Raw genomic sequence first — 13,609 nt, forward strand, 5'->3', positions numbered from 1 at the left:
AAGGATATCCCATGCCGACGCTACGCCTGTTGCTCTCCGATTCTTACGACCCCTGGTTTAACCTGGCGGTCGAGGAGTGTATTTTCCGCCAGATGCCCGCGACCCAGCGAGTCTTATTTCTGTGGCGTAACGCCGATACCGTGGTCATCGGCCGCGCGCAGAACCCGTGGAAAGAGTGTAATACCCGGCGTATGGAAGAAGACAACGTGCGTCTGGCTCGCCGCAGCAGCGGCGGCGGCACGGTCTTCCACGACCTCGGCAACACCTGTTTTACCTTTATGGCGGGCAAACCAGAGTACGACAAAACCGTTTCCACCCATATCGTACTGGCGGCGCTGAATTCGCTCGGCGTCACCGCCGAGGCCTCCGGGCGCAACGATCTGGTGGTGAAAACCGACAACGGCGATCGCAAGGTCTCAGGTTCTGCCTATCGCGAAACCCTGGATCGCGGCTTTCACCACGGCACCCTGTTGCTGAACGCCGATTTAAGCCGTCTTGCCAACTACCTCAACCCGGACAAGAAAAAGCTGCAGGCCAAAGGCATTACTTCAGTGCGCGGACGCGTCGCCAACCTCGTTGAACTGCTGCCGGGTATTACCCACCAGCAGATTAGCGAAGCCATTCAGGAGGCGTTCTTCAGCCATTACGGCGAGCGGGTAGAAGCCGAAGTGATTTCACCGGACAACACGCCGAATCTACCGAACTTTGCCGAGACCTTCGCCCGCCAGAGCAGTTGGGAATGGAATTTCGGCCAGGCGCCAGCCTTCTCTCACCTGCTGAGCGAACGCTTTCGCTGGGGCGGCGTCGAGCTGCATTTTGACGTCGAGAAGGGCCATATCACCCGCGCGCAGGCCTTTACCGATAGCCTGAATCCGGCGCCGCTGGAGGCGCTGGCAGCACGTTTGCAGGGCTGTTTGTACCGGGCGGATATGCTGCAGCAGAAATGCGACGCGTTGATTGGGGATTTCCCGGAACAGGAAAAAGAGCTGCGGGAGCTGTCGGCGTGGATTGCACTTGCCGTGCGCTAATAAAAAAGCCCGCTGGCGCTGCGCTTAGCGGGCCTACCAAACCGTAGGCCGGGTCAGGCGAAGCCGCCACCCGGCATAACAGGTCTTACTCTTTATCGCCCAGCAGTACGGATTCCAGCGCGATTTTGATCATATCGTTGAAGGTCGTCTGACGCTCAGCGGCAGTAGTCTGCTCGTGGGTACGGATATGGTCGGAAACGGTGCAGATGGTCAGCGCTTTCGCGCCAAACTCAGCCGCCACGCCGTAGATACCAGCCGCTTCCATTTCCACGCCCAGGATGCCGTATTTTTCCATCACGTCGAACATTGACGGGTCCGGCGTATAGAACAGGTCAGCGGAGAAGATGTTGCCGACGCGCGCGTCAACGCCCAGTGCTTTCGCGGCGTCTACCGCGTTGCGTACCATGCCGAAATCGGCAATCGCCGCAAAGTCGTGGTCTTTGAAACGCAGACGGTTCACTTTCGAGTCGGTGCACGCGCCCATGCCGATAACCACGTCACGCAGTTTGACATCTTCACGTACCGCGCCGCAGGAACCCACGCGGATGATTTTCTTGACGCCGAAATCGGTAATCAGCTCTTTGGTGTAGATAGAGCAGGATGGGATACCCATACCGTGGCCCATCACGGAGATTTTGCGGCCTTTATAGGTGCCGGTGAAGCCAAGCATGCCGCGCACGTTGTTGACTTCACGCACGTCTTCGAGGAAGGTTTCTGCAATGTGCTTTGCGCGCAGCGGGTCGCCCGGCATCAGCACGACGTCAGCGAAATCACCCATCTCGGCGTTAATATGTGGAGTTGCCATCGTTTTATCCTTATATGAATTGTTCATGCCTGATGGCGGCTACGCCTTATCAAGCCTACAAAATCGTAGGCCCGGTAAGCTTGCGCCACCGGGCAATTGCATCACAGCATGTTTTTACCGTATTCCATTGGCGATGTACCAAACCAGGTCGCCAGCGTCTGACCGATATCCGCGAAGGTTTCGCGGTGGCCTAACGAACCCGGTTTGACTTTCGGGCCGTAAACCAGCACCGGGATATGCTCACGGGTGTGGTCAGTACCGGTCCAGGTCGGGTCGCAGCCGTGGTCGGCGGTGAGGATCAGAATGTCATCTTCCCCAACCAGCGCCATCAGCTCCGGCAGACGACGGTCGAACAGCTCCAGACCAGCCGCATAGCCCGCGACGTCGCGACGGTGACCCCAGGAGGAGTCGAAATCGACGAAGTTAGTGAAGACGATAGTCTCGTCGCCCGCTTCCTTCATCTCTTTGATGGTCGCGTCGAACAGCGCATCCAGCCCGGTAGCTTTCACTTTCTTAGTGATGCCGCAGTTCGCGTAGATGTCAGCAATTTTCCCCACGGAAACCACGTGGCCGTTTTTCTCGTCAACCAGCTTCTGCAGCACGGTCGGCGCAGGCGGCTCGACGGCCAGGTCGTGACGGTTACCGGTACGCTGGAAGTTACCGGCTTTATCGCCAACGAACGGACGCGCGATTACGCGGCCGATGTTATAGCCGCCTTCGGTCAGCTCTTCACGGGCGATTTCGCACAGTTCATACAGCTTGTCGAGGCCAAAGGTCTCTTCGTGACAGGCGATCTGGAACACGGAGTCGGCAGAGGTATAGAAAATCGGCTTCCCGGTTTTCATATGCTCTTCACCCAGTTGATCGAGGATCACGGTACCGGAAGAGTGGCAGTTGCCGAGGTAACCCGGCAGGTTGGCGCGCTTAACCAGTTTATCCAGCAGCTCCTGCGGGAAGCTGTTGTCATGGTCGCTGAAGTAGCCCCAATCAAACAGTACCGGCACGCCGGCGATTTCCCAGTGGCCAGACGGCGTATCTTTACCGGAAGAGAGCTCGTGCGCCCAGCCGTATGCGCCAACCACATCCGCATTACCGTCCATACCGGCGGCAATTTTCCCCGTAGAGCCTTCATGCGCTTTCACCAGACCCAGACGGGTCAGGTTAGGTAAATTCAACGGGCCCTTACGGCCATTGTCAGCCTCGCCTTTGGCGCAGGCTTCTGCAATGTGGCCCATCGTATCGGCGCCGACATCGCCAAAGCGGTCAGCGTCTTCCGTTGCACCAATCCCAAAGGAGTCCAGCACCATAATAAATGCACGTTTCATCTTGTTCTCCATACATCATGCGCTGCAAAAAAGCGATCAGATCAGTATATCGCTACTTAGTGATTCGGCGATAGACCGTCGGTGTAATTTCTGGGGCTTTAGCGTCCAGTTTAATTGCCGCTTTCACGGCTTTGGCCGCTTCCTGCCAGCTGGATTCATCTTTTGCATGAATCACCGCCAGCGGACGTTCGCCATCGACGTTATCGCCAAGGCGCGCCATATCGGTAAAGCCAACGCTGTAGTCGATGGTGTCGGAAGCCTGGCGACGACCGCCGCCCATCGACACCACCGCCATCCCCAGCGCGCGGGTATCCATTTCGGAGACAAAACCGGCGCCTTCAGCATAGACCGCTTTGCTCAGCATCGCCGTCGGCAGATATTTCGCGTAGTTTTCCACGAAATCGCTCGGCCCTTTCTGCGCCGCGACCATCCGGCCAAAGACTTCCGCTGCTTTACCGTTATCCAGTACCGCCTGCAGTTTGGCGCGAGCATCGGCATCATCCGCGGCCAGTTTGCCGGAAATTAGCATTTCCACGCACAGCGCCATCGTGACGTCGAGTAGGCGCGGGTTGCGGTATTCACCGGTCAGGAACTGCACCGCTTCGCGAACTTCAACGGCGTTACCGGCACTGGACGCCAGTACCTGGTTCATGTCAGTCAGCAGCGCAGTGGTGCGCACGCCAGCGCCATTAGAGACGCCAACGATCGCCTCGGCAAGTGCTTCAGAAAGTTCATAGGTCGGCATAAAGGCGCCGCTGCCGACCTTCACGTCCATCACCAGCGCATCCAGACCTTCCGCCAGTTTTTTGGCCAGAATCGACGCGGTAATCAGCGGGATGGAGTCCACCGTCGCGGTAATATCACGGGTGGCGTAGAAACGTTTGTCTGCCGGCGCCAGCGAGCTGGTTTGCCCGATGATCGCCACGCCGACGTCTTTAATAATTTCGCGGAAGCGCGCATCGTCCGGGAAGATATCGAAGCCCGGGATCGCTTCCAGTTTATCGAGCGTACCGCCGGTATGGCCAAGGCCGCGCCCGGAGATCATCGGTACGTAACCGCCGCAGGCGGCAACCATCGGGCCCAGCATCAGCGACGTGACATCGCCGACACCGCCGGTCGAATGTTTATCCACGATCGGGCCGTTCAGATTAAGGCTCTTCCAATCCAGAACGGTTCCTGAATCCCGCATCGCCATGGTCAGCGAGACGCGTTCCGGCATAGACATATCGTGGAAGAAAATCGTCATCGCCAGTGCGGCGATCTGTCCTTCAGAGATAGTATTATCGCGGATGCCATTGATGAAAAAGCGAATTTCTTCATCGCTCAAGGCATGACCATCACGTTTTTTACGAATAATTTCTTGTGCGAGAAACACGGTAACCTCCCAAAGGGAATAAATTGCCGGATGGCGGCGCGAGCGCCTTATCCGGCCTACAGGCATCAATTCGCAGGCCGGATAAGCGCAGCGCCATCCGGCAAATCAAGGGATTAGTAGCTGCTGGCGCTCTTGCCGTCGCCGTGGCCCAGCGCTTTCAGCAGGCTAGCCAGCAGGCTGGATGCGCCGAAACGGTAGTGACGGGAATCGGCCCAATCAGCGCCGAAAAGTTCATCGGCAATCGCCAGGAACTGCTGAGCATCTTCCGCGCTGCGTACGCCGCCCGCTGGCTTAAAGCCGACGGTTTTCTCAACGCCCATATCGCGGATAACTTCCATCATGATGCGTGCGCTTTCCGGCGTCGCATTCACCGGCACTTTACCGGTCGAAGTTTTGATGAAATCGGCGCCCGCCTTGATAGCGATTTCAGACGCTTTACGAATCAGCGCTTCTTCTTTCAGTTCGCCAGTTTCGATGATCACTTTCAGCAGTACATTGGCCGCCGCACAGGCATCTTTACAGGCTTTCACCAGGTCGAAACCAACCTGTTCGTTGCCGGCGATCAGCGCGCGGTACGGGAAGACCACATCAACTTCATCCGCGCCATAGGCGATTGCCGCGCGGGTTTCCGCCAGCGCAATATCAATATCGTCGTTACCGTGCGGGAAGTTAGTGACCGTCGCGATACGGATATCCGGCGTTCCCTGCGCGTTCAGCGTTTTACGGGCAATCGGGATAAAGCGTGGGTAGATGCAGACCGCGGCGGTATTGCCGACCGGGGTTTTCGCCTGATGACACAGCGCGATCACCTTCTCATTGGTGTCGTCATCATTCAGGGTAGTCAGGTCCATCAGTTTCAACGCGCGCAGGCTGCTTGCAGTTAAATCAGTCATTTCATACTCCGACGGCGTATTGCCGGTTCAATAGTTTGTTCACTTTGCGAGCCTGTTACTATTGTAACATCCACTCGCCGCCACACTTCGACATTCATCACAGTTAATGAAAACTAATTACTAATTTGCATTGCTGTAACGTGATATTTATCACATTTAATCATGATGTATTGCTGCTCTTATCGCCAGACTCATTCTAAGCATAATCAGCAAAGTCTATTCCGCGACAATGTTATTATTCTAACATAACCAGCTAAGAATTCTCGACATCATGGCGCACGATTTGTGCGTTATGCAGGCAGAAAATATACCTACGCATTGAAATGTAATTAATTTTAGTTTCAGGAAAAAATGATGGGATTATCACAATAGCGACGTAAGGCACGCCGCACCGTCTGCGGTATCCAGCATGGTATACCGATCGGGCGCTGTAGATGATTAGTTAGCGCGCCAGCGCGGAAAACAGGTTTGTCGTATTCGCCAGCAACGCCGCTTCGATCGCCTGCGCCGGTTCCGCGCGCAGTTCACAAAGAGTTTCAAATACGCGCGCCGCCTGCTCCGGGCGGTTCGGCTGCCCCTGGAAACCGTTCAGCGGCATGTCCGGCGCATCGGTCTCCAGCAACAGCGCCGTGAGCGGCAGGCGAGCCATCACCTCGCGAGTTTTGCTGGCGCGAGGATAGGTAATCGTACCGCCGACGCCAATCTTATAGCCCAGTTGCACAAAGCGTTCGGCCTGTTGCAGGCTACCGGCGAAACCATGCACTACGCCAGCGCGCGGCAGATTGTGTTTTTTCAGCAGCATCGCCAGTTTGTCGTGAGTACGTCGTGAATGCAGGATCACCGGCAGATCGTAACGCTTCGCCAACCGCAGCTGCGCTTCCAGCAGCGCCTGCTGGCGGTCAAACTGCGGATCGTCGCGATAAAGATCGAGACCAATTTCCCCTACCGCCGCCAGCTTCGGATGACGCTGCGCAAGATAGCTTTCCAGCTGCGCCAAACCCCGGTCATCATGCTGCTCGATAACTATCGGGTGCATCCCCAACGCGGCATATAGCGCCTCATGTTGCTCCGCCAGTTCCAGCACGCGGGCAAAGCGCGCGGCGGAAATCGACGGCACGATGATGCGCCCGACGCCAGCCTGCGCCGCTCTTGCGATACTGGCGATTTCATTATCCGTAAACGGGGGAAAGTCGAAATGACAGTGGGTATCGATAAAGCGTAACGTCACGCCAGATCCTCATTATCAAAGCTGGAGTCATTAGCCTGCGGCGCGGTCGTCATCGCCGGCTGCGGTGTTTCATTCGCGACCGGCAACGGCGGCACCACCACCGGCGCCGCTCTTGCCACGCGCGGCGCATGACGCAACAGCGGCGGCTGGTCGGTCAGTAGCTTACCGACCGTCGCCAGGAAGTAGCGGCCGCACTGGCGTCCGGTTTTATAGTCTTCCAGCAGCGCTGGCAGGCGGCTGCCGAGCGCCATACTTCTGAGCGGCCGCTGCGGGTAAATTTCCAGGATCCGCAGCTTGCCCGGCGGTTTCTCGATAAACTGTTGTGTCTCGCGATAGGTCATTTCATGGTGCTGCACCAGGTTCACAAACGGCTGCAAACTACTTTCCCCAAGCCAACGCTCCATCCGCTTAAACCACTGCGGGGTGTAGAACATCTGCGAAGGGACGGTACGGATCACCACAATCGTCTGTGCGCCGCGCCGCGCCGCTTCCTGCACCGGGATAGCATCGCTTACGCCGCCATCCAGATAACTCACACCGTCCAGCATCACGCCGCTGCGATAAAATCCGGGAATGGCGCTGGAGGCGCGGATCAGATCAAGCCAGGTATGACGGGTGGGAGAAAAGTAGTTGGCCGAGTAATCATCGCCGCGACAGGCGCACATCCACAGTTCTCTGCCCAGCGCAAACTGCTCTTCGGCGTAGTTCATCGCCAGCGGCATCTGCCGGGAGGTAGAGTCTACCAGCCAGTCGAGGTCGATCAGGTTGCCGCCGCGCACGAAGCGCATGGGATCGAAAAACTGCCGTGAAGTGGTGTAACGTGTAATCACTTTGCGGGCGTAGCCCTGCTGGTTACACATATAAGCGGAGAGGTTTTGTGCCCCGGCGGAGGTGCCGAGCATCAAGTCAAAAGGGTTGAATCCGGCGCGCATGAATTCGTCCAGAACCCCGGCTGTAAAAATACCTCTTTGACCACCGCCTTCGCACACCAGAGCAAGTTTGCCTGGACGAAAGGGTTTTACCGCCAACGGGGCAATATTGCCCAGCGTAACGGGAATTCGATGCCCCACCCTGCTTTCCTGTGCTGCTTATTTTCTAACAATAAAGTAACGCAAATTGTTACCCCCTGAAACTGCAAAAGCCAGTCACATGGACTGGCTTTATGTAAGACGTTATGTCTTTAACGCGTTTTTATCGATTCGCACAATGGGTTAGCCAACGCGTCTAGGGCCGTTTTCGCCCGGTGAACAGGCTAACCAGGAACAGAATAATACCGACGATAAAGACAAGCTTAGCCGCCCATGCCGCGGTACCCGCCAGGCCGCCAAACCCCAATGCGGCGGCAATTAACGCGATGATCAGAAAAATAATGCCCCATCTAAACATACTGTTCTCCTTACCATATGATTAACGGTCGTTTTTCTGCGCGCTCAGGCCGCGCATACATCAACACTGCGTACCATTCGCCGGCGATACCGCCGCAGGCGACTGTCTGGTAATGAACGGATTTATTGCACCTTGAGATCGTTTTTCACGCTTTTGACGCCGGCGATCGCTTTAGCGATATCTGCCGCGCGATCCACCTGTTTGCTGGATTCCAGGGTTCCGGAGAGATGTACCACCCCATTACTGGTTTCTACTGTCACCTTGCGTGACGGAACGAGATCGTCCGCCAGCAGTTTGGCTTTCACTTCGCTGGTAATCGCGGTGTCGCCGGCATAACCCTTCAGGGTCGCCGATTTTTCGGCGGCAACGGTTAGTCGATCGCTCACCGAAGCTACGCCTTCAATTCCTTTCGCCACGCCGATCGCCTGCGCTTTTTGCGCATCGCTCTCAACGGTGCCGCTTAAGGTCACCGCTTTGTTCTCCGTTTTCACCGAGATATCGGTACTATGGATGCTTTTATCGTCGATCAGCGCCGCTTTGACGCGCGCGGTGATCGTACTGTCATCCATAAAGTCGCCGATTTTATTGATTGATTTATCGACGCTCTGTCCGGCGCTGACGGCCGCGGCTTTAGCGCTATCGGTTGCAGTAGTTTCCGCATATGCTGAGGCGCCGATCATGGCTGAACTCAAGAACAGGGCCAGCAGCAGCCTGGCGTTCTGTTGTCTGGTCATTGTTATGCCCTCGCAATCTCTACTTCAGTACGGCAAAAACAAGTCGTTTATCAGGCCTGGTTTCTGGAAAGTGCTTAATAAATATAGTAGATGGTGAGCGGCATCGCGGGCGATATGAACAAAAAACATACAGATCGCACTGCTTTCAGAACTTTCTATCGTGAGGATTAAGACGGGAAAAACAGACTGGAGCGCAGCGTGGCCGCGCTCCAGAGAGATATTAGTGCTCGCGCGTTTTGCGGAACACCACGTCAGGATAACGTTCTTGCGTCAGGTTCAGGTTAACCATCGTTGGAGCGATATAGGTCAGGTTATCGCCGCCATCAAGCGCCAACTGAATTTCGTTCTTACGTTTGAATTCTTCGAATTTCTTCACGTCAGTCGATTCAACCCAACGCGCGGTAGCCACGTTGACGGATTCGTAAATCGCTTCAACGTTATATTCGCTTTTCAGACGCGCCACGACCACGTCGAACTGCAGCACGCCGACGGCGCCGACGATCAGATCGTTGTTGGCGATCGGGCGGAACACCTGCACGGCGCCCTCTTCAGACAGCTGAACCAGCCCTTTCAGCAGCTGTTTCTGCTTCAGCGGATCTTTCAGGCGGATACGGCGGAACAGCTCCGGCGCGAAGTTCGGAATACCGGTGAACTTCATCATTTCACCCTGGGTGAAGGTATCGCCAATCTGGATGGTGCCGTGGTTATGCAGGCCGATGATATCGCCAGGATACGCTTCTTCAACATGAGAACGGTCACCGGCCATAAAGGTCAGGGCATCGGAAATCACCACGTCTTTACCGATACGTACCTGACGCAGCTTCATGCCTTTCTCATACTTTCCGGAAACCACACGCATGAACGCCACGCGGTCGCGGTGTTTCGGATCCATGTTGGCCTGAATTTTAAAGACAAAGCCGGTGAATTTCTCTTCGGCTGCCGTCACTTCGCGGCTGTCCGTTTTACGCGGCATCGGTGCAGGTGCCCACTCCACCAGACCGTCGAGCATATGGTCAACGCCGAAATTACCTAATGCCGTACCGAAGAACACGGGCGTGATTTCGCCTGCCAGGAACAGCTCTTTATCAAACTCGTTCGAGGCGCCCTGCACCAGCTCCAGTTCATCGCGCAGCTGCTGGGCCAGATCGTCGCCGACTGCCGCATCCAGGTCCGGGTTGTTCAATCCCTTAATGATGCGCACTTCCTGGATCGTGTGACCTTTACCGGTCTGATACAGATAGGTTTCATCTTTATAGAGATGATAAACGCCTTTAAACAGCTTGCCGCAGCCGATAGGCCAGGTAATCGGCGCGCAGCCAATTTTCAGCTCGTTTTCGACTTCATCCAGCAGTTCCATTGGATCGCGGATATCACGGTCAAGTTTGTTCATAAAGGTGAGGATCGGCGTATCGCGCAGACGGGTCACTTCCATCAGCTTACGGGTACGATCTTCGACGCCTTTCGCCGCATCGATAACCATCAGGCAGCAGTCGACCGCTGTCAGAGTACGATAGGTATCTTCGGAGAAGTCTTCGTGCCCCGGGGTGTCCAGCAGGTTAACCAGGCTGTCGTGATACGGGAACTGCATCACAGAAGTGGTAATCGAGATACCACGCTGCTTTTCCATTTCCATCCAGTCGGATTTAGCATGCTGGCTGGAGCCGCGACCTTTCACGGTACCCGCCGTCTGAATCGCCTGTCCGAACAGCAGCACTTTTTCCGTGATGGTGGTTTTACCGGCATCCGGGTGAGAAATAATGGCAAAAGTGCGGCGTTTGGCCACCTCTTGCAGATAAGGAGACAACGTCATAATTCAATCTTCTAAGTAAACGCGGCAATGGGCCGCGCATGTGGAATACGAAAAATTGCGGCTATTTTACCCATCAATGGGGGGGAGGCAATTAGTGTTTACACAGGAGTTGCTCCAGTTCGCTTAAAGAGGCCACCGTCCAGTCAGGCTGCAGGTCGGCCGGCAACGCTTGCTGATGAGCATTCAACCAGCAGGTCGCCAGCCCGGCATTGACGCCGCCGCGAATGTCCGACTCGGCGGTATCGCCGACCATCAGCACCCTTGAACGCGACGGGTTACCTGCCTGCGCCAGCGCATAATCGAAGATCCGCGCATCCGGTTTAGCGACGCCGACTTCCTCAGAAATAATCAGCAAATCAAAGTGATCGCGTAAGCCGGTACGTTCCAGGCGAGTCTGCTGCAACGAGGTAAACCCATTGGTGATAATCCCCATGTTGACCTTGCCCTGCAGAGCATCAAGCAGCGACACCGCACCAGGCAACGGCGCGCAAATTTCCGCCATCGCATTCATAAAGGCATCGTTGAGTTCGCCCGGCGACACATTCAAGCGCTCCGCCCAGTTATCAAAACGCTGGTGCTGCAACTGCAACGAGGTAATCGCGCCGTTTTGATAATCCACCCACAGCGGCTTATTAACGGCTTGATAGTCCTGAAAATCTTCGGCGGAAAACGTCACGCTATAGTCGAGAAACATCCGCTGTAAACCGGTAAAGGAATCAAACGTAAATAACGTTTCATCGGCATCAAAGAAAATCCAGTCCCATTTCATCGTATCACCTTGTCTTACATACTGATTGGCAGAGCCATTATAATTGCGTCCTCACGCCCGTCGGCCGTAGGGTAATAATTGCGGCGGATGGTCGCCTCGTTAAAGCCTAAGCTTTCATAAAGCGCGATGGCGGCGACATTAGATGCCCGCACCTCCAGCCACAGCGTGACAACGCCGCGTTTTTCTACTTCATCAATGACATGTTCCAGCAGTGCCCGTCCCAGGCCGCGACGCTGGTAAGCCGGGTCGACGGCGATATTGAAGAGCGTCGCTTCATCGAGGACGATCTGGGTAATCGCGAATGCCGCCATTTCCCCATCAACCGCCAGCTGGTAATTCAGATAACGTTCGCCCTGATTACTGGCAAAAGTTTGTTCACTCCACGGAAAAGCGTGGGCGCGTGTTTCGATTTGCCAGGCTTTGGATAAATCAGCTGTGCTGAGGGTAGAAATCGTGTTCATGTGCGCAGATTTGTTGCCAGAGCGCGATGCGAGCCGGCGCGCTGGTCTGGAGTTCATCGAAAACGGGCGTCGAGACCTGGGCGCCCGCCAGCGACAGCGGCGCCTCGCAGCCCAGTCGCCAGCTGTTGCAGCGGCTATTCTGCGGCAGCATCGCCACGCGATCCGGCGTCAGTTGCAGAACCTGCTCGGCGCGAAGAGAAAGCGCGCGCAGGACGTCGCTAATGAGCGGTTCAGTCAGCGACGGCGGGGTTTCCGCCACCATCACCAGACGAATATGTTCAGGAAGCGAGATAGCGATTTCACCCTGCAACGCCGCCGGGCGACGCAGCGACCACTGGGTAATCCCCAGTTGCTGTAATTGCCAGTCTCGTCGGGAAGTCATAGCGAAACACTCCTGTTAAACAAGCGCGCAATATAGCAAATCCGTCGTATCTGCGCCAACAAACTACTATAATCGGCGCCAGTCTTATTGAAGGAGTGTTTCATGTCTGCTTTTACCCCGGCAAGTGAAGTCTTGCTGCGCCACAGTGATGATTTCGAGTCCGCCCGCGTTCTGTTTGCCGGTGACCTGCAGGATGACCTGCCTGCGCGTCTGGATACCGCGGCCAGCCGCGCTCACACCCAACAGTTCCACCACTGGCAGGTACTGAACCGCCAGATGGGCGACAACGTTCGTTTTAGTCTAGTGGCGCAGGCCGCGGACGTCGCCGAGTGCGATACCCTGATCTACTACTGGCCGAAGAACAAGCCGGAAGCGCAGTTCCAGTTGATGAATCTGCTCTCTCTGCTGCCAGTGGGTAGCGATATTTTCGTGATCGGTGAAAACCGTAGCGGCGTGCGTAGCGCCGAACAAATGCTCGCCGAATATGCACCGCTGAACAAAGTGGATAGCGCCCGCCGCTGCGGTCTCTACCATGGTCGTCTGGAAAAACAGCCGTCCTTCGACGCCGAGAAGCACTGGAACGAGTACGCGCTGGATAATCTGACTATCAAAACCCTGCCGGGCGTCTTTAGCCGCGATGGTCTCGACGTCGGCAGCCAGTTGCTGCTTTCAACCCTTGAGCCACATACCAAAGGAAAAGTGCTGGACGTGGGCTGCGGCGCGGGCGTGCTCGCCGCGGTGTTAGCCAGCCATTCGCCGAAGGTTCGCCTGACGCTGTGCGACGTGAGCGCCCCGGCGGTCGAAGCCAGCCGCGCCACGCTTGCCGCAAACGGTTTTGAAGGCGATGTGTTTGCCAGCAATGTCTTTTCGGAAGTCAACTGTCGCTTCGACATGATCATCTCGAACCCGCCATTCCATGATGGTCTGCAGACCAGCCTCGAAGCGGCACAGGCGCTGATCCGCGGCGCGGTTCGCCATCTGAATAGCGGCGGCGAGCTGCGTATCGTCGCCAACGCCTTCCTGCCATATCCGCAGGTGCTGGATGAAACATTCGGTTTCCATGAGGTCATCGCCCAGACTGGTCGTTTCAAAGTCTACCGTACGGTGATGACGCGTCAGGCGAAAAAATAATCTTTGCCTCTCTCCGGCGGCGCCGCTAATGTGCCGTCGGTACCTCCCCACCGCAGATCAGTCCATTTTTGCAGCAATCGATGCAACCTGCATAATTAACTATTGACGTGTCGCCGAAAACCACTAGAATGCGCCTCCGTGGTAACGATACTTTCATAGTGTCGATGGTATGCGAAGGTGGCGGAATTGGTAGACGCGCTAGCTTCAGGTGTTAGTGTCCTTACGGACGTGGGGGTTCAAGTCCCCCCCCTCGCACCATAATCCACGATGATATCGCTCGCA

The 13,609-nt window shown here is 56.0% G+C and carries 14 protein-coding genes and 1 tRNA gene; 3 read left to right on the forward strand and 12 right to left on the reverse strand.

The window, feature by feature from the left end; all coding sequences use genetic code 11:
* The first annotated feature begins 11 nt into the window (after window positions 1-11).
* On the forward strand, window positions 12-1,028 hold the full coding sequence (gene lplA, locus PYR66_19770; GenBank protein ID WEF27495.1) for a lipoate--protein ligase LplA: 1,017 nt from the start codon (window positions 12-14) through the stop codon (window positions 1,026-1,028).
* An 85-nt stretch (window positions 1,029-1,113) separates the two neighbouring features.
* Here lplA and deoD read toward each other — a convergent pair whose 3' ends face one another.
* The 12 genes from deoD to PYR66_19830 all read right to left on the reverse strand — a co-directional run bounded on the left by deoD (window position 1,114) and on the right by PYR66_19830 (window position 12,196).
* The gene (gene deoD, locus PYR66_19775) at window positions 1,114-1,833 is read right to left on the reverse strand and encodes a purine-nucleoside phosphorylase (protein ID WEF27496.1); all 720 of its coding nucleotides are present in this window, start codon (window positions 1,831-1,833) and stop codon (window positions 1,114-1,116) included.
* Window positions 1,834-1,934: 101 nt separating this feature from the next.
* A complete protein-coding gene (gene deoB, locus PYR66_19780) occupies window positions 1,935-3,158 on the reverse strand; it encodes a phosphopentomutase (GenBank protein WEF27497.1) in 1,224 nt (407 codons plus the stop codon).
* Window positions 3,159-3,210: 52 nt separating this feature from the next.
* Window positions 3,211-4,533 carry a thymidine phosphorylase gene (gene deoA / locus PYR66_19785; GenBank protein ID WEF27498.1) on the reverse strand — a complete coding sequence of 441 codons (1,323 nt, stop codon included), beginning with the start codon at window positions 4,531-4,533 and terminating at the stop codon, window positions 3,211-3,213.
* A 113-nt stretch (window positions 4,534-4,646) separates the two neighbouring features.
* Complete coding sequence (gene deoC / locus PYR66_19790; GenBank protein ID WEF27499.1) at window positions 4,647-5,426, reverse strand: deoxyribose-phosphate aldolase; 780 nt, start codon at window positions 5,424-5,426, stop codon at window positions 4,647-4,649.
* 442 nt (window positions 5,427-5,868) lie between these two features.
* A complete protein-coding gene (locus PYR66_19795) occupies window positions 5,869-6,654 on the reverse strand; it encodes a TatD family hydrolase (GenBank protein WEF27500.1) in 786 nt (261 codons plus the stop codon).
* Window positions 6,651-7,724, reverse strand: coding sequence for a patatin family protein (locus tag PYR66_19800; GenBank protein ID WEF27501.1), 1,074 nt, complete (start codon window positions 7,722-7,724; stop codon window positions 6,651-6,653). The genes PYR66_19795 and PYR66_19800 overlap by 4 nt, the downstream gene beginning before the upstream one ends.
* A gap of 154 nt (window positions 7,725-7,878) precedes the next feature.
* Window positions 7,879-8,040 (reverse strand): DUF1328 domain-containing protein, encoded by a 162-nt coding sequence (locus PYR66_19805; protein WEF27502.1) that lies wholly within the window; start codon window positions 8,038-8,040, stop codon window positions 7,879-7,881.
* A 122-nt stretch (window positions 8,041-8,162) separates the two neighbouring features.
* Complete coding sequence (gene osmY / locus PYR66_19810) at window positions 8,163-8,774, reverse strand: molecular chaperone OsmY (GenBank protein WEF27503.1); 612 nt, start codon at window positions 8,772-8,774, stop codon at window positions 8,163-8,165.
* Between the two features lie 220 nt (window positions 8,775-8,994).
* A complete protein-coding gene (prfC, locus tag PYR66_19815) occupies window positions 8,995-10,584 on the reverse strand; it encodes a peptide chain release factor 3 (protein WEF27504.1) in 1,590 nt (529 codons plus the stop codon).
* A gap of 91 nt (window positions 10,585-10,675) precedes the next feature.
* Window positions 10,676-11,353: a pyrimidine 5'-nucleotidase gene (gene yjjG / locus PYR66_19820; protein ID WEF27505.1), complete on the reverse strand. Its 678-nt coding sequence runs from the start codon at window positions 11,351-11,353 to the stop codon at window positions 10,676-10,678.
* Window positions 11,354-11,367: 14 nt separating this feature from the next.
* Complete coding sequence (gene rimI / locus PYR66_19825; protein ID WEF27506.1) at window positions 11,368-11,814, reverse strand: ribosomal protein S18-alanine N-acetyltransferase; 447 nt, start codon at window positions 11,812-11,814, stop codon at window positions 11,368-11,370.
* Window positions 11,783-12,196 carry a DNA polymerase III subunit psi gene (locus PYR66_19830; protein ID WEF27507.1) on the reverse strand — a complete coding sequence of 138 codons (414 nt, stop codon included), beginning with the start codon at window positions 12,194-12,196 and terminating at the stop codon, window positions 11,783-11,785. The genes rimI and PYR66_19830 overlap by 32 nt, the downstream gene beginning before the upstream one ends.
* 102 nt (window positions 12,197-12,298) lie before the next feature.
* On the opposite strand from PYR66_19830, the gene rsmC reads away from it, so the two are divergent.
* Both rsmC and PYR66_19840 read left to right on the forward strand, forming a co-directional pair.
* Window positions 12,299-13,327 carry a 16S rRNA (guanine(1207)-N(2))-methyltransferase RsmC gene (gene rsmC / locus PYR66_19835; GenBank protein WEF27508.1) on the forward strand — a complete coding sequence of 343 codons (1,029 nt, stop codon included), beginning with the start codon at window positions 12,299-12,301 and terminating at the stop codon, window positions 13,325-13,327.
* Window positions 13,328-13,498: 171 nt separating this feature from the next.
* Window positions 13,499-13,585, forward strand: a tRNA-Leu gene (locus PYR66_19840).
* Window positions 13,586-13,609 lie beyond the last annotated feature (24 nt).

Origin of the sequence: Klebsiella aerogenes (assembly GCA_029027985.1) — a bacterium.
GTDB lineage: Bacteria > Pseudomonadota > Gammaproteobacteria > Enterobacterales > Enterobacteriaceae > Klebsiella > Klebsiella aerogenes_A.